General features: G+C 62.5%; 20 protein-coding genes and 1 riboswitch. Of the genes, 10 read left to right on the top strand and 10 right to left on the bottom strand.

Features of this window, described 5'->3' with window-relative positions:
* Window positions 1-26 precede the first annotated feature (26 nt).
* From ABD017_RS13255 to ABD017_RS13265, 3 genes are all read left to right on the top strand, one after another.
* Window positions 27-1,037: a dipeptide epimerase gene (locus ABD017_RS13255; RefSeq protein ID WP_343883260.1), complete on the top strand. Its 1,011-nt coding sequence runs from the start codon at window positions 27-29 to the stop codon at window positions 1,035-1,037.
* A gap of 102 nt (window positions 1,038-1,139) precedes the next feature.
* Window positions 1,140-2,441, top strand: a complete 1,302-nt coding sequence (locus ABD017_RS13260) for a peptide MFS transporter (RefSeq protein WP_343883261.1) — start codon at window positions 1,140-1,142, stop codon at window positions 2,439-2,441.
* 7 nt (window positions 2,442-2,448) lie between these two features.
* Entirely contained in the window at window positions 2,449-3,366 is a 918-nt protein-coding gene (locus ABD017_RS13265; protein ID WP_343883262.1) for a MurR/RpiR family transcriptional regulator, read from the top strand.
* 173 nt (window positions 3,367-3,539) lie between these two features.
* Here ABD017_RS13265 and ABD017_RS13270 read toward each other — a convergent pair whose 3' ends face one another.
* The 4 genes from ABD017_RS13270 to ABD017_RS13285 all read right to left on the bottom strand — a co-directional run bounded on the left by ABD017_RS13270 (window position 3,540) and on the right by ABD017_RS13285 (window position 8,535).
* A complete protein-coding gene (locus tag ABD017_RS13270; RefSeq protein ID WP_343883263.1) occupies window positions 3,540-4,184 on the bottom strand; it encodes a DUF4124 domain-containing protein in 645 nt (214 codons plus the stop codon).
* A gap of 202 nt (window positions 4,185-4,386) precedes the next feature.
* Window positions 4,387-4,956: a nicotinamide riboside transporter PnuC gene (gene pnuC / locus ABD017_RS13275; protein WP_343883264.1), complete on the bottom strand. Its 570-nt coding sequence runs from the start codon at window positions 4,954-4,956 to the stop codon at window positions 4,387-4,389.
* Window positions 4,956-7,124 (bottom strand): TonB-dependent siderophore receptor, encoded by a 2,169-nt coding sequence (locus ABD017_RS13280; protein WP_343883265.1) that lies wholly within the window; start codon window positions 7,122-7,124, stop codon window positions 4,956-4,958. Before ABD017_RS13280 ends, pnuC begins: the two co-directional genes overlap by 1 nt.
* A gap of 62 nt (window positions 7,125-7,186) precedes the next feature.
* Window positions 7,187-7,283, bottom strand: a riboswitch (TPP riboswitch).
* A gap of 121 nt (window positions 7,284-7,404) precedes the next feature.
* Entirely contained in the window at window positions 7,405-8,535 is a 1,131-nt protein-coding gene (locus tag ABD017_RS13285) for a phosphotransferase enzyme family protein (protein ID WP_343883266.1), read from the bottom strand.
* 233 nt (window positions 8,536-8,768) lie between these two features.
* Between ABD017_RS13285 and ABD017_RS13290 the strand changes: the two genes are divergently transcribed.
* The 7 genes from ABD017_RS13290 to ABD017_RS13320 all read left to right on the top strand — a co-directional run bounded on the left by ABD017_RS13290 (window position 8,769) and on the right by ABD017_RS13320 (window position 14,537).
* Window positions 8,769-9,662, top strand: coding sequence for an AEC family transporter (locus ABD017_RS13290; RefSeq protein WP_343883267.1), 894 nt, complete (start codon window positions 8,769-8,771; stop codon window positions 9,660-9,662).
* A gap of 70 nt (window positions 9,663-9,732) precedes the next feature.
* The gene (locus ABD017_RS13295) at window positions 9,733-10,302 is read left to right on the top strand and encodes a response regulator (protein WP_343883268.1); all 570 of its coding nucleotides are present in this window, start codon (window positions 9,733-9,735) and stop codon (window positions 10,300-10,302) included.
* A 155-nt stretch (window positions 10,303-10,457) separates the two neighbouring features.
* Window positions 10,458-10,685, top strand: a complete 228-nt coding sequence (locus tag ABD017_RS13300) for a type II toxin-antitoxin system Phd/YefM family antitoxin (protein ID WP_343883269.1) — start codon at window positions 10,458-10,460, stop codon at window positions 10,683-10,685.
* Entirely contained in the window at window positions 10,682-11,068 is a 387-nt protein-coding gene (locus tag ABD017_RS13305; protein ID WP_343883271.1) for a type II toxin-antitoxin system VapC family toxin, read from the top strand. Before ABD017_RS13300 ends, ABD017_RS13305 begins: the two co-directional genes overlap by 4 nt.
* Window positions 11,069-11,248: 180 nt before the next feature.
* Window positions 11,249-12,103, top strand: a complete 855-nt coding sequence (locus tag ABD017_RS13310; protein ID WP_343883272.1) for a glycosyltransferase family 2 protein — start codon at window positions 11,249-11,251, stop codon at window positions 12,101-12,103.
* A gap of 110 nt (window positions 12,104-12,213) precedes the next feature.
* Window positions 12,214-13,302 carry a UDP-N-acetylglucosamine 2-epimerase gene (locus ABD017_RS13315; protein WP_343883273.1) on the top strand — a complete coding sequence of 363 codons (1,089 nt, stop codon included), beginning with the start codon at window positions 12,214-12,216 and terminating at the stop codon, window positions 13,300-13,302.
* A gap of 137 nt (window positions 13,303-13,439) precedes the next feature.
* Window positions 13,440-14,537 (top strand): CDP-glycerol glycerophosphotransferase family protein, encoded by a 1,098-nt coding sequence (locus ABD017_RS13320; protein WP_343883274.1) that lies wholly within the window; start codon window positions 13,440-13,442, stop codon window positions 14,535-14,537.
* Between the two features lie 7 nt (window positions 14,538-14,544).
* Here the strand turns inward: ABD017_RS13320 and ispD are convergent, their stop codons facing one another.
* The 6 genes from ispD to ABD017_RS13350 all read right to left on the bottom strand — a co-directional run bounded on the left by ispD (window position 14,545) and on the right by ABD017_RS13350 (window position 23,393).
* Window positions 14,545-15,894 (bottom strand): 2-C-methyl-D-erythritol 4-phosphate cytidylyltransferase, encoded by a 1,350-nt coding sequence (gene ispD / locus ABD017_RS13325; RefSeq protein ID WP_343883275.1) that lies wholly within the window; start codon window positions 15,892-15,894, stop codon window positions 14,545-14,547.
* Window positions 15,895-15,971: 77 nt separating this feature from the next.
* On the bottom strand, window positions 15,972-17,981 hold the full coding sequence (locus tag ABD017_RS13330) for an HAD family hydrolase (RefSeq protein ID WP_343883276.1): 2,010 nt from the start codon (window positions 17,979-17,981) through the stop codon (window positions 15,972-15,974).
* Window positions 17,982-18,114: 133 nt separating this feature from the next.
* The gene (locus tag ABD017_RS13335; RefSeq protein WP_343883277.1) at window positions 18,115-19,212 is read right to left on the bottom strand and encodes a glycosyltransferase; all 1,098 of its coding nucleotides are present in this window, start codon (window positions 19,210-19,212) and stop codon (window positions 18,115-18,117) included.
* Between the two features lie 175 nt (window positions 19,213-19,387).
* A complete protein-coding gene (locus tag ABD017_RS13340; RefSeq protein WP_343883278.1) occupies window positions 19,388-20,593 on the bottom strand; it encodes a glycosyltransferase in 1,206 nt (401 codons plus the stop codon).
* 100 nt (window positions 20,594-20,693) lie between these two features.
* A complete protein-coding gene (locus ABD017_RS13345) occupies window positions 20,694-21,617 on the bottom strand; it encodes an FkbM family methyltransferase (protein ID WP_343883279.1) in 924 nt (307 codons plus the stop codon).
* Window positions 21,618-21,677: 60 nt separating this feature from the next.
* On the bottom strand, window positions 21,678-23,393 hold the full coding sequence (locus tag ABD017_RS13350) for an ATP-binding cassette domain-containing protein (protein WP_343883280.1): 1,716 nt from the start codon (window positions 23,391-23,393) through the stop codon (window positions 21,678-21,680).
* Window positions 23,394-23,402: the final 9 nt, after the last annotated feature.

Consider the following 23,402-nt stretch of genomic DNA (forward strand, 5'->3'; position numbering starts at 1 on the left):
CCGCGCTTCAATCCGGGAATACACGCATGAACGTTCATGGGTGCGGGCGCTTGCGCCTGCAGGCAAGACAAAAGAGCTGGGCGATCAAGGCGCCGTTCCACATCACCGGCTACACCTTCATCGCGTTCGATGCGCTGATCGTGGAGCTGACCGACGAAGAGGGCCGCACCGGCCGCGGCGAAGCGCAGGGCGTCTACTACCGCCACGACACGCCGTCCACCATGCAGGCGCAGATCGAGGCGCTGCGTGCGCCGGTCGAGGCCGGCATCGATCGCCAGGCGCTGCAGAAACTGCTGCCCGCCGGCGGCGCGCGCAATGCGCTCGATTGCGCGCTGTGGGATCTCGAAGCCAGGCGCAGCGGCAAGCCGGTGTGGCAACTGGCCGGGCTGGATGAGCCCAAGCCACTGCGCACCACCTACACGCTGGGCGCGGAAGAACCCGAGGCGATGGCCGAAGCCGCCAAGGCCTATGCCGACGCCCGCGCGATCAAGCTGAAACTCACCGACGACGGCCGCAGCGCCGAGCGCGTGCTTGCCGTGCGCCAGGCGCGGCCGGACGTGTGGCTGATGGTGGACGCCAACCAGGGCTTCACCCGCGAGTCCTTCGCGCGCCTGCTGCCCACCCTGGACCAGGCCCGGGTGGACGTCGTCGAGCAGCCGTTCCCGGTCGGCAAGGAAGACTGGCTGGACGGTCTGGATCGGCCGATCCGCATCGCCGCCGACGAAAGCGTGCAGGACCGCCGCGACCTCAAAAAAATGGTGGGCCGCGTCGACGTCATCAACATCAAGCTGGACAAGTGCGGCGGCCTCACCGAGGCGCTGGCCATTGCCGGCGAGGCGCGCGCCCTGGGCTTCGAATTGATGGTGGGCAACATGGGCGGCTCGTCGCTGGCGATGGCGCCGGCCTTCGTGGTGGGCCAGCTGTGCGACGTGGTCGACCTGGACGGCCCGATCAGCCTGATCGACGATTACACCCCGTCGGTGGTGTACGAGGACGGCAGCGTGTGGTGCCCCGAAGCGGTCTGGGGCGGCGCGTAATCCGCCCTGTAGGAGCGACTTCAGTCGCGACCTCGGTCGAAGCCTGTTTGCCGGTCGCGGCTGAAGCCGCTCCTACAGGTGAAAATTGGAGAGAGTGAAAGCATGATTCCAGCCACGCGCGAGAAAAACTGGTTCGGCCACCCGCGCGGCCTGAGCGTGCTTTTCCTCACCGAAATGTGGGAGATGTTCTCCTTCTTCGGCATGCGCGCGCTGCTGGTCTATTACATGACCAAGCACCTGGACCTGGACCAGGAATACGCCTCGCTGGTGTATGGCGCCTATGCGGCGTTCGTGTATTTCACGCCGGTGTTCGGCGGCATGATCGCCGACCGCTGGCTGGGCCGGCGCAACGCGGTGGTGATCGGTGGCGTCACCATGGCGATCGGCCATTTCATGATGGCGTCCGAGCCGCTGTTCTACCCGGCGCTGACCACCATCGCGCTGGGCAACGGCCTGTTCCTGCCCAGCCTGGCGAGCCAGATCGAAGGCCTCTACCGCGACGGCGATCCGCGCAGCAAGACCGCGTACAACATCTATTACGTGGGCATCAACCTGGGCGGCTTCATGGCGCCGCTGGTATGCGGCACGCTGGGCGAGTGGTACGGCTGGCATTGGGGCTTTGCCGCCGCCGGCCTCGGCATGTTGCTGTCGGTGACGATCTACCTGGCCGGCCGCCGCTACCTGCCGCCCGAACCGCCGCGCCGCGAACGCGTGGCCACGCGGCCGCCGGTGGATCGCGCGGTGATCGACCGCTTCATGCTGCTGATCGGCATCGCCGCCATCGTGGTGGTGTTTCGCGGCGCCTACGAGCAGACCGGCAACACCATCGCACTGTGGGCCGACCAGGGCGTCGATCGCCAGTTGGGCAGCTGGATGATTCCGATGACCTGGTTCCAGGCGATCAACTCGCTGGTGGTGTTCGCCTTCACGCCGCTGCTGGTGGCGCGCTGGGCGCGACTGGCGCGCCGTGGCGTGGAGACGCCATGGCTGGCCAAGATGGCATTCGGCGCGTTGATCGTGGCCGGCTCGTTCCTGATGCTGGCGGCAGTGGAAGCGTGGTGCGCCGCGCATGGCACGCGCGCCAACTGGCTGTGGCTGTTCGCGTTCTTCGTGCTGCTGACCACCGGCGAGCTCTACATCCTGCCAGTGGGGCTGGGCCTGTTCGGGCGCATGGCGCCGGAGGGTTTTCGCGCCACCAGCATCGCCACGTGGTTCTTCGCCGGCTTCTTCGGCAACCTGCTGGCCGGCGCGCTGGGCACCTTGTGGAGCCGGTTGGGCCACGCATGGTTTTTCACCCTGATTGCCGCGGTGGCCGGCGTGTCCGCCTTGCTTCTGTATATGCTGGGCCGCCGCATCGGCGACGTGGAAACCCATGCCTCCGCGGCCGTGGTGCTGGCGCGGTGAGAAAACGATGACCAAAGACCTGCAAAAGAAACTGAAAAGCCGCTGGGACAGCTTTACCGCATCCGAGCAGAAGATCGCCAGCCACCTGCTCAACAACATCAGCGGCATCCCGTTCGAGACGGCTGCCTCGCTGGGCAAGCGGGTGGGCGTGAGCGCCATGACGGTGGGCCGCTTCCTGCGCAATCTCGGCTATGCCGGGCTGGGCGAATTGAAGGAGGAGCTGCGCGGCGACGCGCCCTGGCTGAAGCTGTACAAGGTGCCGCTGCCGGCCAGCGATGCGGATTTCGTCAGCGAGAACCTGCAGGCGGAAATCCGCGGCCTCACCGACGTGCACGAGCTGGCGCGTACCGAGGAGTGGCGCACCATCGTCAGGATGCTGATCGACGCGGACAAGGTATCCATCGCCAGCTTCCAGCACGGGCGCTTCCTGGGCCTGGGTTTCGCCAGCCTGCTCGAGCACGTGCGGCCGCGGGTCACGTTCGACTCGGGTGCCGATGGCGCGTACACCGAGCTGCTGCTCGATTCCACGCCGCAAAGCTGCGTGGTGCTGATCGACGTGCGGCGCTATTCGCGCCATTTCCGGCTGCTGGCCGACGAGGTGGCGGCACGCGGCATCCCGCTGGTGATCATCACCGACACGCAATGCTACTGGGCGCGCCAGCTGACGCCGAACGTGCTGATGGTGCCGCTGCGCGCCGAACGCGCCTGGCACAGCCTGGGCACGTTCACCGCCCTGTTCAGCCTGTTGATCAGCGCGATGACGCGCGAGATGGGCGACGTGTTGGGACGCATCGGCGAGATCACCGCGCTGCGGCAGAAGTTCGTCGGCTACGTGGGGCCGTCGCTGGCCGCGCGCGTCGACACCAAGCCGCCGGTCGGGCCGAAACCCGCCACACGGCGGCGCAAAAAATCGGACCCTCTGTAGGAGCGCACCCTGTGCGCGAATGCTTTTGCTTTTGCTTTCGCCAATCCCTAATCCCGAATCCCGAATCCCGAATCCCGAATCCCGAATCCCGAATCCCGAATCCCGAATCCCGAATCCCGAATCCCGAAAAGGCATTCGCGCACAGGGTGCGCTCCTACAGGAAGCGGTTGCGCTCAGCAGCGCAACCGGCCGCCGGCCAGGGTTTCGCAGGGGTGGAACGCCGGGGGTCTTGGCCCGATCGGGGGATGATCGTCGCGGTCCCGATCATGGTCGCGGTCACGATGTCCGTCATGGCGACGTGGCCAGCGCGGTGGCGGCACGCCCCAGTACGGCGAAGCATAGATGCCCGGTGGCTGCGCCAGTTCATCCTGGTACTGCGCGTTCTGCTGGCGCAGCGCCTCGTTCTCGATCAGCAGATGCTGGCGGTTCGCCTCCGCGTCGGCCAGCGCCTGCTGTTGCGCCTGCTCGTCACGCTGGCGCTCGGCAGCAGCGGCCTCCTCGGCCTGACGTTGCGCCCGTTCGGTTTCTGCCCGCACATGCGCTTCCAGGCGCTGCTGGTAGAGCGCCTGCAACTGGTGCGCATCGGCATAGCTTTTTGCCGCGTCGACCTGGCCCAGCCGCAGGTAGCGGTCGATGATCTCGGTGTCGTCCGCGCGATGCAGCAGCTCGCCGCTGCCGGGGCAGGGTTTGTCGGTGTATTCGACCTGGCCGCCGTGGCTGCACTTGTAGATGTTCTGCGCCAGCGCCGGCGAGGACGCCGCCACCGACAGCAGCAGCGCCAGACAGGGCGACAACCGGGCGAGCGTCGGCGTGTTCATGGCCACGGCATTCTGCACCGAAACGCGTCAGGAAAAAGTTGCCAGCCTGAACCGATGCAATCCGTGGGACCTGCGCTGCCAAGAAAGGTCTGAACAAGTCGTCATCCCAGCGAAAGCTGGGATCCAGCGCCTCGGTAACTGCGTGAGGGCACTGGATTCCAGCCTTCGCTGGAATGACGAGCAAGGCTTGGTCAGGGCGGCCCTAGGCCGTCACGACGCTGCTCGCCGAACGGCGCCATGCCCGCAGGCCGATCACCGCCAGCACCACGAACGCCACGTACAGTACCGCGGTGATCAGCAGCGACTTGTACACGTACTCGCCCACGTACAGCACATCGACGGTGATCCACAGCCACCACGCAGCAATGTGCCGGCGGCCCTGCCACCATTGCGCCACCAGGCTGAAGGCGGTGAGGGCGGCATCGAGCCAGGGCAGGGAGGCATCCGTCCAGCGATGCATGGCGAAGCCCAGCGCCAGCGCGCCCAGCGCGCCGATGCCGACGTGCTGCAAGGCGTGCTGCAGCGGCAGCGGCGCCAGCTGCACGCGGCCCTGGTCGTCCAGGTGCTGCATCCAGCGCACCCAGCCGTAGACGATCATCACCGCGAACGCGCCCTGCAGCAGTGCGTCGGAGTAGAGCTTCGCGTCGATGAAGATCCACGCGTAGATCACCACCGACACCAGCCCGATCGGCCAGCACCAGGGCCGCCGCCGTGCGGTGAGCCACACGGCGAGCGCGCTGATCGATGCGCCGGCGAGCTCGACCCAGCTCATCAGAAACCGACCGTGACCGACAGGCGTGCCAGGCGCGGCGCGCCGGGGAACAGGTAGCTGTCGCCACCGGAGCTGCCGGTATCGCGCCAGTAGAAGCGGTTGAACACGTTGTCCACGCTGAGCCGCACCGCCAGCGGCTGCTGCCGCCATTGCGTGGCGTAGCGCAGGCCGGCGTCGAACACGTGGTACGCGGGCACGCGCTCGCGGCCGTCCGGCGTGGCGACGTTGGAGGAGGCATAACGCCAGCCACCCAGCACGCTCAACGCGGGCGCGAACGGCAACCGGTAATCGGCATGGATGGCCGCGCGCAGGCGCGGCACGTTCACCACCTGATGGCCTTCGTAGGCGGCGGCGCCGGTGTCTTCGGCACGGGCGCGGATGAAGCTGGCGCTGGCGGTGATCCCCAGGTTGCTGCCCAGCTTGCCGCTGGCGCCCAGCTCCAGCCCGGTGTGCATTTCTTCGCCCTGCTGCACGAAGGTGAAGCCCGCCTCGGTGTCGTCCGGTCGCGCGAACTGGTACGGCTGGCGGATGCGGTAGACCGCGCTGGTGAGATTCAGCGCATCGCTCACCTGGTATTTCACCCCGGCCTCGACCTGCCGCGACAGCCGCGGCGCCAGCGTGCTGCCGTCGTTGCTGGTCCAGTATGGTGCTTCCTGTCCCAGCGAAAGGCCTTCGCTGTAGCTCAGGTACGCGGTCAGCGGCTCGCTCGGCTGCCACAGCACGGCGGCCTGCGGCAGCGCCTTGCCGAGGCGGGTGTTGCGCTCGGGCACGCCGTCGCTGTCATAGGCGCGGTCGTGCAGGCGCACGAAGCGGTCGCCGGCAATCAGCTGCCAGTGCTCGCCCAGGTGGATGCGGTCCAGCGCAAACAGCGAGTGCTGCCAGCTTGTCAGCCGCCGCGCCGAGGCGCCGGGCTGGTTGGGCGAGGGTGCGAACACCGGCGGGTCCACGTCGGCGATGTTTGCGGTGCCCACGTAGTCGTAGACATCCTGGCGGCGGTCGATCGTGCGCTGGAACGCGCTGGCGCCCACGCTGATCTGGTGGTCAAGCGCGCCGGTATCGAAGCGGCCTTCCAGCACCGCGCGTGCCTCGTTGTCCACGCGGGTGTCGTCGGGGCTGCGGTAGTCGTAGACGTCGTAGTCGCCGTTCGGCGCGAAGTAATTGCCCGGCGTGGCGCCGCTGGCGCAATCGGCCGCGTAGAAGCAGCCATAGGCAAACGCCACGTTGTCGTCGATCAGGCTGCGGCTGTGGCCGGCGGAAAGGCGCGCTCGCCAGTCGTCGTTGAACGCATACGCAAAGCGCGCGCTGCTGTTGGCGGCGTGGATGTCCACCGGCTTCTGCCAGGGCTGGAAACCCAGCATGCGCGTGGCGCTGGCGTGGGCAGGGATGGTGCGGCCACCCAGCAGTTGATAGCCGGATACCGAACGCTGCGCGCTGGTCTGGTAGTTGCCATCCAGCTGCAGCGTGGCCTTGGGCGAGATGTTCCAGTCGATGGCCGCCGCGTAGAAATTGCGCCGTCCGTCGGCGTGCTGCACGTAGGAATGGGTGTCTTCGTAGGCCGCGTTGACGCGCACGCCGAACGCCGGCGTCAGCCAGCCGCCCACGTCCAGCGCGCCGTAGCGCGAACCATGCGAATCGACGCCCAGCGTGACGCTGCGGACATGGTCCGGCCGCTTGCTGATGTAGTTCACCACGCCGCCCGGTTCCATCACACCTGCTTCCAACCCGGCCAGGCCCTTGAGGATCTGCACCTGCTGCTTGTCTTCCATCGCCACCGGCTGCTCGCCGGCGATGGTGAGGTTGTTGAGGCGCAAACCGGTGGCCAGGTCCAGCGGATAACCGCGGATGGCGATGTCCTGGTAGTAGCCGACCGGCGCGTAGTTGTCGCCCAGCGAGGCATCCTCGCGAGCCAGTTCGCTCAACGTGCGGATCTGCCGGTCGTCGATCTGCTGGCGACTGACCACAGTGATCGCAGCGGGCGTGTCGTGCAGCGACTCGCTGCCGTAGCTGTCCAGCCCGGTGCCCGGCGTGGCCTCGCGCTCGGCCGTGGCCTGCACGTCGATGGTCGAAAGATCGGTGGTGCGCGGTGGCGTGTTCTGGATATCGTCAGCGTGCGCCACGCCAAGGGAAGCCAGCAGGGCAAGCAGGAGGGGAGTGCGGGGAAGAGTCATCGTCGTCGTCGGTTCGGTGGACACGCGAAGCGACGGCGGATTGACCCATCCACGATGGATGCGCCGATCCGTATCAAGCTCCCTACGCCGGTGCAAACCGGATCAGGTTCCAAGGGACTCTCTCAGCCCGGCAAACGCCAGGCACCCCCGCTTCAAGAACGGGTATTTAAGCACGGAATGGCCCAGGACCGCTGCATTCCCTGTAGGAGCGCACCCTGTGCGCGAATGCCTTTTGCGGGAAGGGGGCGTCGCGAAAAGCATTCGCGCACAGGGTGCGCTCCTACACGCAGGCGCGGATGGCCTGCAGCAGCGACTGGCCCTCCCGCGTGCCGAACCACGCCGCGTGCCCGCGCAGGAAGGTGTCGTAGGCCACGTCGGCATTGGCGCGCGATTGCGTGATGCCGTGGAAGTACTCCACTTCGGACAAGGCGAAATCCACGTGCACCAGCGGCAGCAGGTCGGCCAGCAGGTGGATGTCCGCGGCATCGAGCGGGCGCACCTGCCGGTAGCCTTCGATCAGGGCGCGGGCGATGTCGGCATGGGCGGCATCGGCGTCCAGCGCCAGCCATGCGATGGCATTGCGCTCGATGGCGGTGGCGATGTCGAACAGCGCGAAGTTGGCCGCCGCGAGGCCGAAATCCAGCACGTCGGTGATGTGCGCCTCCGCGCCGCCGTCGCTCCAGCACAGGTTGGAAACGTGCCAGTCGCCGTGGGCCCACCGCCGCGGCTGGCGTACCAACCGCGGCTGCGCGGCGGCATGCCATGGCGCCAGCACGTCGGCAAGTTCGGACGTCCAGTGGCGATCGGCGAGGTAGCTGGCCAGGCCGGGTCGTGAGGGCAACTGCGCACGCAGCGCCGCGATGGGATCGGCCGCGAGGATCAGTTCGCTGCGCGCGACCAGGATGTGCGTATCGCGCTGGGGCGCGGCATACGTTTCGGCGGCGTCGTGCAGCATGGCCAGCGTGCGCCCGGCCATCCGCGCGTGATCGGGGATGGGCAGCGGTTCCCACGAGATTGCCTCGCGGTAGAGGTCGATGCCTTTCGCCCGCTGATGCACCTCGTAGACCCAGTCGCCGATGGCCACGGCCGTGCGCCCCTGCGCGTCGTGCAGCAGCGCGGGCACCGGCATGCCCGCGTCGCGCAGGTGGGCGATGAAGCGGTGCTCCTCGCCCAGCGTGGCGACCGAACGCACGCGGCGGTGATGCCGCTTCACGAACACGCTGCCGCTTGCCGTCTGCACCAGGCAAGCCGCCGACAACGGGCGCGGGCTGTGCCAGCGGATGGTCTCGAAGCGGCCGGCCTGCGGATAGCCGGCCAGCAGCGTTTCCACCTCGGCGCTCGCCAGCGCCGGCCAATCGGGCAGCGTGCTGTCGCCGGCCAGGCCGTGGGCGCGGTGGGCAAGGTCAGTCATGGATGTTTTACCCGGCTCGTCATTCCGCGCGGTGAGAACCCAGAGCTTTTCGGTTGATCCCGGAGGCGCTGGATTCCCGCCTGCGCGGGAATGACGGATTCAAGTTTTCGGCACGGATGGCGCAAGACAAGCGCTGGATTATCGCCGAAACGCACCATCCCACGCTTTCGTGCCGCCGCCGCATCGCGTCTAATGGACGGCTGTTTCGTCCATGTATGCCGCCGATGAGTGCGATGTTGATGTTGTTCGTGTGCCTGGTGCTGGGCGCGCTGGTGGCGCGTTACGCGCGCCCGCCCGCGGGAATGGTCGCTTCGCTGAACTGGTGGGTGCTGAACGTGGCGCTGCCGGCGCTCGTGCTGGAGCTGATTCCGCGCGTCAGGTTCGATCCGCAGCTGTGGTTCCTGGTGGCATCGATGTGGCTGACCTTCGGCGGCGCGTGGCTGCTGTTCGGTCTGTTGGGAGTCCGGCTGGGCTGGTCGCGCCAGCGCATCGGCGCGCTGATCCTGGTGTGCGGCCTGGGCAACACCGGCTTCATGGGCTACCCGCTGCTGCAGGCGCTGCGCGGCAAGGAAGGCCTGGCGCTGGCGATCGTGGCCGATCAGCTGGGCACCTTCATGATCCTGGCGTCGGCCGGCATCGTGGTGGCGTCCATCTACGCCGGCGCCGTCGCCAGCCCGCGCCTGATCGCGCGGCGCGTGGTGCTGTTTCCTCCGTTCATCGCGCTGGTACTGGGCGCGATCGCCGGCCAGCTCGGCGGCTGGCCGCCGTTGCTCGACGGTGTGTTTTCGCCGATCGGCGCCACCATGACACCGCTGGCGCTTTTTTCCGTGGGCATGCAATTCAGGCTGCAGGGCGGGCAGGGGCAATGGGTGGCGGCAAGCCTGGGCCTGGGCTGGAAACTCGTGCTGGCGCCGCTGCTTTGCCTGGCGCTGGGCATCGCCACGGGTATCGACGCTGTGGTGCTGGCCGTGGGCGTGTTGCAGGCGGCCATGGCGCCGATGGTGTCGGCGGCCATCCTCGCCGACGAATACGGCCTCGATCCGGAGCTGGCCAATACCGTGCTGGGCGTGGGCATCCTGATATCACTGTTGACCGTGCCCCTGGCCAACCTCTGGCTGGCCGGCTGACGCATTGTCTTGCGTGCGAACGCTTATCCACCGAGACTAACCGCACTATCCAAACGGGGGCGAGTTTGCTATGGCGGTTTTTGAACGGATCAAGCGATGGTTCGGAAAGGGCGCGCCCGCTGACCGCCGCGCGGTGCCCCGTACCGACACGCCCCGCGGCGCGCGCGTGCTGGTCGTGGATGATTCGTCCACCATCCGCGCCGTGCTGGGCAAGATGCTCAGCCAGGAAGGCCACGTGGTGTTCAAGGCGCCCGATGGCGAAACCGCGCTGGAAATGGCCCACGCCGAGCTGCCTGACCTGATCTTCCTCGACATCGTGCTGCCGGGCATGAACGGTTTCGCGGTACTGCGCGCGTTGCGCCGCGACCCGGCCACCCAGACCATCCCCATCGTGATGATCAGCGGCAACCTGCAAGCCACCGAGCAGTTCTACGTGCAACGCTTCGGTGCCGACGACTTCATGAAAAAGCCGTTCGGCCGCAGCGAGGTGTTTGCCCGCATCCAGCACCTCACCAAGACCGGCCGGCTGGTGATCCGCGAGCGCATTGACGAAGCCGCGCCCGCGCACACGGACCCGGAGCTCGACCACGACGCCATCCCCGATATCGCCATGCCCGATCCGCACGACCTGTTCCGCTAACCCGCGATCTGCAGCATGCCCTGCAGGAGCGGCTTCAGCCGCGATGCTTGAGCGTCGCAATCGAAGTCGCCGGACGGAACTGCTGATCTGTTTCCGACATAACTGGTGATCATGGATGGTAGACTTAGCCACAAGACTTAGCTAAGGAGGTCGCCATGTCGGACATTATCAATGTGCATGAAGCCAAGACCCACCTCTCCCGGCTCTTGGACAAGGCGCACGCGGGAGAGGAGATTGTGCTTTCCAAAGCAGGTAAGCCGTACGCGCGGTTGATGCCGCTCGAGACGCCGAAGCGGAAGCTGGGTTTCATCAAGGGACAAGTGGATAGCAGTTTTTTCGATGCATTGCCGGATAGCGAACTGGCTGCCTGGGAAGGCAAATGAAAATATTGCTCGATACGCATGCCTTTCTGTGGGCATTGATCGAACCGCGACAGCTTTCCGCGCGCGCGCGGGGTTTGGTGGAGGATGACAGCACTGAGATCATGGTCAGCGCTGCGTCTGCCTGGGAGATCGCCACCAAGTTTCGTCTCGGCAAGCTGCCCGGAGTGAAGCGGGTGATTGCCGATTACCCGGCCGCTCTGCACGGCCTGCGCGCCATGCAGCTTTCCATCACGACTGAACATGCACTCAAGGCTGGCATGTGGCCGGCAGATCATCGAGACCCTTTCGATCGCATGCTGGCCGCGCAATCCGAACGGGAAAAGCTGCCGCTGGTCAGCTGTGATCCTGCGATGGAGCAGTTCGATATCGAGGTGATTTGGTAACGCATGCGGTGAGTGCAAGCATGCGCGCACCCTTGTGGGAGCGGCTTCAGCCGCGATGCTCTTGCTTCGCATCAGCAGCGTTGAAAGCATCGCGACTTAAGTCGCTCCCACAAAATCCGCTTCCCCGACAACCTCCCCGCCTTCACGCTATGATCCCGTTTCACCCGGGGGAGCAACCGTTTGAACCGCCTGAGCATCGTCCTGCCCGCCAAGAACGAGGCGTCCGCGCTGGCCGAGTTGCTGCCGCGCCTGCGCGCCATGCATCCCGATGCGGAAATTATCGTGGTCGATGACGGCAGCACCGACACCACGCGCGACGTGTGCGCCAATGCCGGCGTGCAATGCCTTTCCTCCCCGTACTCCATGGGCAACGGCGCGGCCATCAAGCGCGGCGCGCGCATGGCCAGCGGCGACGTCCTGGTGTTCATGGATGGCGACGGCCAGCACGACCCCGCCGACGTGGCACGCCTGCTGGAAAAACTGGAGCAGGGCTACGACATGGTGGTCGGCGCGCGCGACTGGGGCAGCCAGGCCGGCGTCGGCCGCGGCCTGGCCAACACTTTGTACAACTGGCTCGCCAGCCGCATGACCGGCCATCACGTGGCCGACCTCACCTCCGGCTTCCGCGCCGTGCGCGCCGAAAAATTCCGCGAGTTCATCCACCTGCTGCCCAACGGCTTCAGCTACCCCACCACCAGCACCATGGCGTTTTTCCGCAGCGCCTACCCGGTCACCTACGTCCCTATCACCGCCGCGCAGCGCCGGGGCAAAAGCCACATCCGCCCGCTGCACGACGGCGTGCGCTTCCTGTTGATCATCTTCAAGATCGCCACCCTGTACTCGCCACTGAAGCTGTTCGTGCCCGCCAGCGGCGTGTTCTTCCTGCTCGGCCTGGCCAACTACGCCCGCACCTTTTTCCTGTACGGGCGGCTCACCAACATGAGCACGCTGATGTGGAGCGCGGCGGTGATCGTGTTCCTGATCGGACTGATCTCCGAGCAGATCACGGCGTTGACGTACCGGCGTGATGATTGAGCATGACGGTCATGGTATCGGCCGCGGCTCGAGCGGCATTCCGCTTCATCTCCCGCGGGCGGCGGAGCGCGCACTGTCGAGTCCGAAGCATGGAATCTAGTGTCTGACCCATGGCGAAGCATCTCGTTTTCATTATTGGAACGCGCGCGCAGTTGATCAAGGTCGCGCCGGTAATCGCGGCGTGCGAGCGTCTTTCCCTGCCTTGCACGCTGTTGATGACGGGTCAGCATCAGGAAACCATGCAGGACCTGATCGCCGAATTCGCCATCGAGTCACCCCAGGTGCCGGCAGTACAGGCTGATGAGCATTCCACCATTGCGTCGCTTTTGCGCTGGTTGCCAGCGGCCTACAAGGGCGTGCGCAACAAGCTGCGCGAGCTGGCGTCTGCCGATGCAGACATCAGCGTGTTGGTGCATGGCGACACGTTATCCACCCTGGTAGGTGCGTTCGCTGCCAGGCTTCACAAGACGCGTGTCGTGCACGTGGAGAGCGGTTTGAGTTCCGGACGATGGCTCGACCCTTTCCCGGAAGAGATCTGTCGCCGCATGGTTTTTCGCATGACTGACGTCGCCATTTGTCCCAACAAGCAAGCCATGGTGTACATGGCAAAGCATCACCCCCGGGCGCGGATTCTGGATTCGCAGGGCAACACGATCGTGGATGCGGTTGCCCTCACGGGGGCGTCGTCGATTCTGCCGGACCTTGCTTCGCCGTATCTGGTCGCGTCATTGCATCGTTTCCAGAACATTTATGAGGCTGGCCGTCTTGCTGCGCTGGTTGCGCTGATGAAAGACCTTTCCGATCACGTCGACGTGCGATTCGTCCTGCACCCTGCGACGCGTGTTCGCCTTGAAAAGCAGGGCCTGTTTTCGTCGTTGTCTGCTTCGTCGCGTATTCATCTGATGCCACGCATGGGCTACGGCGATTTCCTGCGCATGGCCGCGGGTGCGCAGTGCGTGTTGACCGACGGCGGCTCCAACCAGGAGGAACTTGCCGCGCTGGGTGTTCCCACCATCATCATGCGTGAGCGTACCGAACGGCCCGACGGACTGGGCGCCAACGCCTTGCTGGAAGCGGATGCACCCGGTGGTATCTATCGATTCATCGTCGATGGGGGCGTGGCAAACCTGCGCACCCGGCCGGCAGCGCTTTCGGGCGTCGGGCCGTCGGCGCGGATCGCGCAGGCACTGGCGAGCTGATTGATCGTGCGCGGCCGCCAGGTGACCAAACCGCATGTATCGGCACGCTTGCGGGGCGCGCAACGGTGAAGATCGACAAGCGGAAGCCGTCCCATTGGCTTGGCCTTTTGCAGTTCGCGATGCAGGTTGTGGCGGCCATGACCTTGCGGCGTTTCAGGCGGCGGCAAGCGAGGGCGCAGGTGGTGCTCTACGGCCACAAACTCACCGGCAATCTGCTGGCTATCCACCGCTACATCAGCGCGTGCGAACACGACATCGATCTTGCGTTTCTCACCATGGATGCCGCCTACCATCGCCAGCTTCTGGCGGCGGGCATCCACAGCGTCCTGGCCACGTCGTTCGCGTGCCAGGCGTTGTTGCGTCGTGCCGACGTGGTCATCAGCGACCATGGCCTGCATGCGTTGTCCTGGATGCTGGGAACGCCCGGTCTCAAGTTCGTGGATGTCTGGCACGGTTTCGGTTTCAAGGGCCATCACCCGGACGAGTTCCGCCTGTTGCGCCGCTACGACGAGGTGTGGGTGGATTCGCCGCTGCAACGCTCGTTTTATGTCGAACGTTTCGGCTTTGCGCCGGAGCGCGTCATCGCCACGGGCTATGCGCGCATCGACGCGCTGGTGAAGCCCGGGGCGGACCGCGCGATGCTGCGTCGGCAATTTGGCCTGCCGGAAAGCGGCAAGGTCGTGCTGTTTGCGCCGACCTGGCAGCATGCCGGACTGGGCAGTGGCCTTTTCCCCTTCGGCGCGTCACCCCAGCAGTTCTATGCCGCCATGGCCGCGATGGCGGCGCGCACCGATAGCGTTTTCGTCACCCGCGCACACTTGAACGCGCCCATCCACGAAACCGGCGACGATGCTCGGCTGCGATTCTTGCCGTTCGCCCTGTACCCGGACACCGAAGCGCTGTTGCAATGCTGCGACGTGTTGCTGGCCGACTGGTCATCCATCGTCTTCGATTGGCTGCTGCTGGCGCGGCCAACCGTTTTCCTGGACGTCCCACCGCCGTTTCCGGTGGGTTCGACCCTGCTGCCGCGGCATCGCTATGGCGAACGTGCCGCCAGCCTGGATGACGCCGTGGACGCAGTGGAGCGCTATCTCGTGCAACCGCAGAATTACACGACGCACCATGGCGCCATGGCAGCCAAGGTGCGCGAGGAGGTGTTTGGCCATTGCGCCGATGGCCGCGCCACGCAACGTTGTGTCGAACGCCTGATGCGGCTGCTTGCCACGGCAGCTTAAGCGCACTTCATCGACGTACGTCGATGACTTCGCCGGTAGCATCGGACAGCAGCGTCGCCAGCGTGGCATGCGCCACCACATCGGGCGACAGCAATGCTTGCGCCGGTTCGTTGCCGAAATTGGCCACGCGCATCGGCGTAGCGGTGCGCTCGGGGTTGATCGCATTGATGCGCACGCCAAAGGGCAGGTATTCGGCGGCCAGCCCCTGCATCAGGTTCACCACGGCCGCCTTGGTGGCCGAGTAGACCGCCGACATGGCCCGCCCACGCGTATACGAGCTCGAGGTGAACAGCGCTATGCTGCCGCCGTTGTCGCGCATGGCCGCGAATGCTTCGCGCGCCACAACGGCGGACCCGCGCAGATTGGTGGCAATCTGCTCGTCGATTTCGTCGTAGCCCTGCCCGGCCAGCAGGCCCGTGCGCAACAGTCCAGCGGTATTGGCCACCAGGTCGATACGCCCGTAGGTGTCGACGGTATGCGCGATCGTGCGGCGCACGGAAGCGGGGTCGGCCACGTCCACGCCATCGGCGCGCGAAACGGCCACCACGCGGGCACCGGCCTCGGCGGCCTGCCGCGCGATTTCCTTCCCTATGCCGCGGCTGGCACCGAACGCCACGAGCACCTTGCCGGCGAGCAGGGCGCCTGTACCGTTCGTCGGGGCAGGGCGCGCGCGCAATTGGAACAGGCGATCGGCGAGATAGATGTCGGAAGGATAGGTGACCTTGATGTTGTTCACGTCCCCGGCAACCACGTGCACTGGCGCCAGCGAAAAATGCAGCACCAGCCCGCAGTCGTCGGTGACCTTGATGCCTGGTGCGCGAGCGGCCAGCGCATGGGCCTGGCGCAGCACCCCGGCACGAAAAGCCTGGGGCGTCTGCCCCAACCGCAGGCTGGCGCGCTCGGGAATGTCGACAATGGTGTTACTGGTGTCGATACGGATGACCGTGTCGGGCGACGCAATGCCGGTATCCACAGCCTCATGCGTATCGAGCGCATCCAGGCAGCGGTCGATGGTGGCTGCATCCAGCAGCGGGCGCACGGCATCGTGCACCAGCACCTTGGCGTCGTCATCTTCCACGGCGCCGATGCCGGCCATGCTGCTGGCCTGCCTCGAATCACCCCCGCAAACGATGCGGCCCACCTTGTCGTACCCGCCCTGCCGCACCAGTTCGCCGGCCAGCAACGCGTGTTCCTCCGATACCACCAGCACGATCCTGTCGATACGCGGGTGGCGCTCGAAGATATCCAGCGTGTGCTCAAGCACGGTTTTTCCGGCGAGCTTGAGGAACTGCTTGGGCGTTTCGGATCGGAAACGGCTGCCTGTACCGGAGGCTAGAATGATGGCGATGGCGGACATGGTTTGACCTTGTCAGTGGCGGGCGCGGACGGTATCTCAGCGTAACGGCTTTGGCGATTTCGTTGCGTGCGCCGTGCTCATGAGCGCGCGCGAGAAAGCCATCGGCGGTGAAGGTGCGCGGCGCCCAGTGCCATGGTCATGGGCCAGCGTATCCAGCGGGCAGAAATCACCGTCGAGCCTTCGAGCCAGCGAAGCGGGACAGCCTCGAAACGTTGCTTCGCCGAAACGATACCTTTGCAAAAGCGCAAGATGTCGCGAGCGTGAAGCGGTCGGCATAGTGGTTCCCGGAGATCGCGCCGCTCGCGCACGTCCGCTTGCACATGGAACTGCGCCAAGGCGGTCACCGACTCCCGATCTGGCTTGCTGATGAACCGTTCTGCGGTCGCAACGATGGTAGGTGTGTGGGTCTCGAAAGCCGCGCGAAGAACCGCGTCCCCCGCCAGCAGACGAGCCGCAGATACGGCAAGCTGATCCAATTGGTTGGCGTAGGCCAACTGGCCCGGTGAGCGTGTCGCTTCGTCGAAGATGGGCTGCATTGTGCTGCCATGTCGCGTGTAACCCCGAGTGGAGGCGTGTGGCGCCGGGAAAAAGACATGGTCCATGAGATGCGTGCGGCTCGCCAGCAAGCGTCCTGCTGGGGCCGCAAACGTAGTTGCCAGACCGGCCTGGACCTGGTTGAGGTGATCGCGAACGAGCGCAAGGTAAATGCCCTGCACGGGTGCGCTAACTGCTGCACCAGACAGCACGCGCTTCAACGCCGCCTGTGCATTCAATCCCCAGCCTGAGTCCACAAGTGCCCACGAGCGAGAACCCAGCACCCCTTGCTGAGCGAAGTAAGCTAAAGCATCTTTTCGGGCACGTCCCGCAGCGTCGTCTACCAACGCGCGTGCATCCGCATTGCTGCGCAACTTCCGCATGAAGGTGACACAGGCGTCTCGCGACAACGGCCGTTGCCAGTCGCTTTCGGGCATGGCCATGGCGCGCAACACGTCACGCACGCAATCGTCGTCCAGGTTTAGTCGCTGCAGGATTTGTACGGGCGTGGAACGTTGGCCAGCCAGAACAATGGTGCGGTCGAGAGTTAAATCACCCCAAGGCCAGGATGGCAGCATCCACGCGCGCCGCGAGCCGTACAAGTAATACAACTCCGGACGTTCACTATCGCCGGCCAGTTCGCGCGCTATGCGGAGCAACACATGCCCATCGCGGGCCACGAAATAGAGGCGTTCAATTCCCTCTTGGCGCGCATGCGCCAACAGCCACGTGACATATGCCAGCAACAGCGGAACCACTACCGTGCACTGGATACTAGTGAGGGCATCCGGCAACGGCTCGCCTTCGATGTCGGCGTGCAGCCGGATGCGGCGCGCAAAGCCGGCCAGGAACGACTCGCTCGTCGGTCGTGGCAGTTGTCGCCACGTTCTCTTGCTGGCAACGCGCTCTTCCAAGCCGCGAAGTGATCCCTTTGTGAGATGACGCGCATCGATACCGATCTTGCCTGGCACGCGCACGTCGCTTTGCGCATTGTCACCGTGGTGGATGAGCTCCGACGGCGCAAGGCCTTCCTGCCGCAATACATGTCTGAATAGCTCACCGCTTCGTTTGTTGCACCCGGCATCGCACGATACGTACAGCCGATCACCATCACCCATGATCCCGAACTCCCGCAACAGCGGTTCCAGCACCGCCCCGGGAAGGTACGTGTCGGAAATGAAAATAATGCGGTGTCCGGCAGCGCGTAATTTCGCAATGCGGGCACAGGCGTGCGGAATCGGGTACAGGTTACGCCGCTCGATCTCTATTTCCGCCCTGACAAGCCCAACCGGAGCGATGGAAAGCCCGGGAAGGGGGCGGAAATACGTATAGATGCGCTCGAGAGGCACCACGTCGGTACTCCCGGCGATACGGCACGCCGCCTTCTCTGCAAAGATGCGCCGTCGTTGGAACCGCGCTGCAAACCGAGCTCGTGCCCTCAAGTCCAGCGCCGCCGGTGCAAGCTGTAGGCCCAACGCATGGAAGAGGTCGCGCGGATGCGCGAACGTCCTGGTGATGCAGGTATCGAACACATCAAAGGAGTGAATCTGCATGCATCAAGCCGCTCTGCGATGACCGTGCCTAAATATTGACAAGTAGAGCGCGGGGCGAGGAAGCGAAAAGTAACGGAATTTTAGATACGTTAGCAACGGCCGTTCATAAAAACACATAAGTTCGGGGCCGACCTTAATCAAAGAGAACGGATAAGTATTTCACGGCAATCCGATCTATATCGAATTCCCCGAGATAGTCATCTTCAGCCACGGGACGTGCCTCTCCATCTAATATCCGTATGATGGCTTTTGCTATGGACCTATCGTCCCCCACAGGAACTAAAACTCCATATCTGCCGCCCGCAAGCATCTCGCCAACGCCACCGTGACAATCCGTCGCAACGATAGGGCACTTGGCAGCCAGCGCCTGAAGCAATACGTTGCTGCAACCTTCGTACCGCGATGTATGTACGAACACGTTTGCTTGGAGCATGTAGTCGAAAGGATTCGAGACAAAGCCTCTGAATTGAACGTCGCCAACAACGCCTAACTCTTCAGCTTGTTGAACAAGTTCGCCCTTAAGAGAACCGCTCCCCAGCAAGACGAGCTGCACATTCCGCGAACGTCTGACTCGCGCGAATGCGCGCAGCAAGGTCGCATGATCCTTCTGGCTTTCCAGTCTACCGCAAGCCAAAATTATGGGGCGGGACTTATCAACTATTGCATCTCCTTGAGCTACGCAGTCTATAATTGGATTCCTGATTATGACTTGCTTTGACTGAGGGACAAACTTTAGCGCACTTAAGCTCTTTCGCACGTCGTCTGATACACAAATGGCAGCATGAGCAGTTGGGTACAACATCGAAACCACCGCTCGGTCAAAATATTTTCTCCAGATATTGGGAGACCAAGTATCGTGTTCTATGGGGTTCGACTCGCGGATGACTATTCGAGCGTGGGATCTCGCGATAATTCTGGCGAGGAGCGCTCGTACATTTGCTTTAAAAATACTAGAAAGTACTGCGTCCGGTTGCTCCCGTCGTAAATACCTTGCTAGTTCAAGGGAGCAGCCGGCGGTGCCGTCATGCTTGAGTTTTATCAGCCGCACTGACCGTGGAGCCTTGTCAATGAGCTCCCCTTTTGAGCGTGCGACAATGAGGTCGCAGCGAATCCCCATTTCAGAGAAGCACTTGGCTAAAGCAAGCAAAACCGCCTCCGCGCCACCGCCATTGAGTGATGGAAGAAATATCGCAAGATGACGTTTTGCGCGTGGGAAAAATGGTTTTGTCATAGATATCAGTACACGAAATTTCTGTTAATCTTCGTTCTCTTTAATATCATTTCAAGCGCCTTATCCGAGTTCAGCTATCGCGCAACTGAAATTACCTGTTCTGGAGTTGACGATATAAATAACACGTCGCCTTATGGTAGGGTACGGTTTGAGGTGCTTGCTCTCACGCGGTAACCTAGAGTCGCTGTGACACCTGCTCATAAATGGACTCAAGTGTCTTAGTGCACGTGCTTATGTTGAATTTCTCCTGCGCAAACCTTATTGCAGAGTTAGATGCCGACTGTAAAATCTCTTGGTTTGAAAATAGCATCAATATTCTCTGTGCCAACGCTTCCGCATCGCGCTCCTCGAAACTGAAGCCAGTGACCCCCGGTATGATGCCTTCAGTCGCTCCGCCTCTCGCCGATGAAATGACCGGGAGGCCACAACTTTGTGCCTCTAATATTGCAATGCCAAGCGCTTCAGATTCACCATTTTCAATTGTTTCGCTTGGTTGACAAAGAATCTTCGCGAAACCCATTTGCGCTTGAACCTCCGCATCGGAAGCTACCCCCAAGAATTTCGCATCGACCTTCATGGAGGCCGATAGCGACTCAAGCTGCGCACGCTGGGGTCCATCTCCAAGAACAAGGAGCTCCGTATTTGGCACATATTTTTTGACACGAGCGATGGCATCAAATAACGTTGTTAACCCTTTATTTGGTACGAGTCTTCCAACGAAGAGGATTCGGTTCTTTCGCTCTGTGATTGGTGGTCCGCTGGGGACGAAAAAGCTCGTGTCAACTCCGATATACGAAAGCGTTACCTTGTCCTTGGGTATGCCGAATTCAATAGCTCGCCGTTGAATGGCTTGCGATACCGCGATGAAGTGCACTCTTTTGTGTTGGGAAAGTTCTATCAATTGTGCTGGATAACGTCGGCGTCGCCATCCGCCACGTCCCGACTCCCACCAGCCCCGATGTGTATTGATATCGGCGCCATGCAGGGTAATTAGCATGGGTAGCTTCAGCGCCTTTACCAGTGGCCAGACATCAACAGCCGCAGTACCGAAATGTGTGTGAAATAGTGAGGCTTGAAGAGCCCGAAGGGCCCTTACGGAGGGTGGGTGAGCGACACGAGCCAGACGACACGTCACGTACATCCACCGATTCAGGTTACCTGCTTCGGTTGGCGTAAGCGTCGTGTGTTCCAGAGAATTCAAGGGCAACCCTTTGGGTTCCAGTTTTTCTCCAGCCAAAATTGGTTTCCAATCTCTCAGTGCGAGAGCTTGTGCTCGGATGAATGTTTGTGACCACGGGAGTAGGCGTGGCGCATAGATAATCACCCTAGGCTTTGGTGCGGCGTTGAACGGTGGGGCTTGTGCTGCTATTTGATCGGTCATTTGTTAGTTGCTTTTGACGTGCTCAAAAGTGCTGGGTAGCGCTGGCTAAGATTTCATTGCTTGGCGCCCTGCTTGCTCTGATGGCTAGTTAATAGATGGCTTAAGCCGGCTCTTTCTCCTTATCCCCTTCGGTCAAATCAATGATCGAGGCGAAGATCATGCGGTAATTTGCGCCTGCGTATTGCGTGTATTTCTTTAGGTAATAGACTTTCTTTGCTCGGAGCAGATCGGTAGCATGGGCAAGGCTTCTTAATCTTAGCTTCGTTGAAGCAATCGAACTAAAATGCGTATATCCAAGTGATTCGAGGTAGCGAATGATCTTGTCGGCAAAGGCTGATGATAAGGCTTCAAGACAGATCACTGGGTGCTGCGAAAGGAGGCACTCATGTAAGCCTCCTAGAACGTTCAGTTCCATCCCTTCTACATCTACTTTTACGAAATTAATGTTCTCATTCGCTAGCTTCGACTCGGAGATGAATGCGTCACCTACAACTAATTTTGCTGGGGGTAAGCTGATGCTTTTTTGTTCCTTGTCATGCAATGGATCGAGAGTGTGAGTTTCGTTGTGGAGGCTGAATCTTGCTGTCCCTATATTATCCTCTCTCGGAATTCGCATTTCCGCTATTTCTGCCTTGTCTGAAAGGCCGAAATTGTAAACATTTATGTTACCTATATGATTAGCAGTAATATTGGCCAGCTGCGCGTAATAGGAGGATAAATTTGGCTCAAAGGAATAGACGCGTTTGAATAATTTGGATAACCTTATGGCATGATTCCCTATATTGGAGCCGACGTCGAACGCAATCGCGTCCGGGCATAAACGAGATTTTATGATTGACGCAATAATTTCAAGGACCGGTTGTTCGTATGTGATACCCGCTTGTATTTGCGAGCCAATGTCGTCGTTTGTTCGAACGAAGAAAGTGGCGTCGCGTTCTTTCAATTTTGCTTCGCCCATTTTGATGAGGATTCGGCGGAGCTTTTGTTGGATGAAGTTCGCATATGAAATCTGAAAGGTAGCCATAATCTGTCACTCTTAGCGGGGAGGACTATTCGGCGCTGGTGCAAGGATGTGAGCAACCATTTATTGTCGCTGCTCCAGCTTGATAACGTACTCACAGCGTTCCAGGGAGCTACGTTTATGCGCGATTGCGACAACCGTTATTTCACCAGAAAGATTTCCGAGCGCCTCGGCTACGGCGGACTCGGTGTCTGTGTCCAGCGCACTCGTGGCTTCATCAAAAAGCAGCACGGGTGGGTTGCGGTACAGCGCCCGCGCAATGCCAATACGCTGGCATTGCCCCCCGGATAGTCGCACGCCGCGGTCGCCGACGTGTGTTTCGTAACCCTGAGTCAATTCTCCGACAATAAAGTCGTGGATCTGAGCGGCGCGGGCGGCGCGCTCAACGGCGGCCATGTCGATGTCGGCGGGTTCAACGCCAAAGGCGATGTTCTGCACCACGCTGGCGTCGGCCAGGTAGATATGTTGCGGTACGTAGCCTATCGCGCGTTGCCATGCCGCAATGTTGCTGGCGTCGATGGTGACGCCGTCGACGCTGAGTGTGCCGCGTTCGGGTCTGAGCAAGCCCAATAGCAGGTCCATGAGCGTGCTCTTGCCCGCGCCACTGCGACCGCTGATGCCGACGCTGGTGTTGGCGGGAATTACCAAGTCGAAGTCGTTGAAGACGGGCTTGTCGTCCGCGCCGGGATAGGCGTAGCGAATGCCCTGCAGGCGAATTTCGTTTTTCGGCACCAGCGGTGGCGCGCTGGGCGGCGGTGCCTCCTGCGGTAGCGAGAGGTCGTGGTGCAAGGTGTTCAAAGCCGCCGAGGTGAAGCGCAGTTTGGCAAAACCCCGGTACATGATCTGCGCGGCCGGCAGCATGCGATAGGCGGCAAAGCCGTACAAGCCCAGCGCGGGCAGCACGTGCGCCACGTCGTTGGACTTTGCCAGCAGGCTCAGGGCAATGACGATCAACATGCTGTAGCCGGTGGCTTCGACCAGGTACAGCGGCGACTGGGCCAGGGTTTCGCTGGTGGCCATATGCCGCGAGTACTGGCGCGATGCATTGTTGAATTTGTCCTGATAGGCCGCCGCCGAGTGCGTGATCTTGACGTCCTTGATGCCGGCCAGCGCTTCGTTGCAGGCCTGGTAGCGCTGGCCGTTTGCGCTCTGGCGCTCGTGCCCGATGCGGGCAAGGCGCTTGCGCACCAGGCCATAGATGCTTCCGTACAACACCCCCAGCACCGCCACCAGTACCAGCGCGGTCAACGGGTCGTAGACGAAAATGAGCACGGCCATGGCGAGTACGATGGCTCCTTGGGCGACCAGTTGCGACAGTGGCTGGATCAGCCCGAGCACGGTCTGGTCGACCTCCGACAATACGTTGCGGCTGAGAATGGACGGGTTGATGGCCAGGAAAAATTCGTACGGCTGGTGCAGATAGCGCGACAACAGCCGTGCACTCAGCGAGTGGCGCTGGAAGTGCACGAAGCGGTTGAGTACGTGCAAGGTGACGGTCTTGAACGCCGAGGACAGCACCACGAGCGCGATCGAGGCCAGGCCCAGCGCGAAAATGAAACCGCGCGGCTGGTGGAAACCCAGTTGCTGGTACAGCGCGTGCAACAGCGCGTTTTCCTGGATCACCGCGGGTCGGCCAAGCACCGACAGGAACGGCATGATCGACAGTACGCCGACGGTGTCGGCCAGCGCCATCAACATCACCAGCAACAGCATTCCTACTGCCTTGCGGCGTTCGGTAGGCGGAAAAAGCGTCCAGATCTTGCGCAGGTCGGCGATCATCGTGTCGAC

This window comes from Rhodanobacter caeni, assembly GCF_039523575.1.
Lineage (GTDB): Bacteria > Pseudomonadota > Gammaproteobacteria > Xanthomonadales > Rhodanobacteraceae > Rhodanobacter > Rhodanobacter caeni.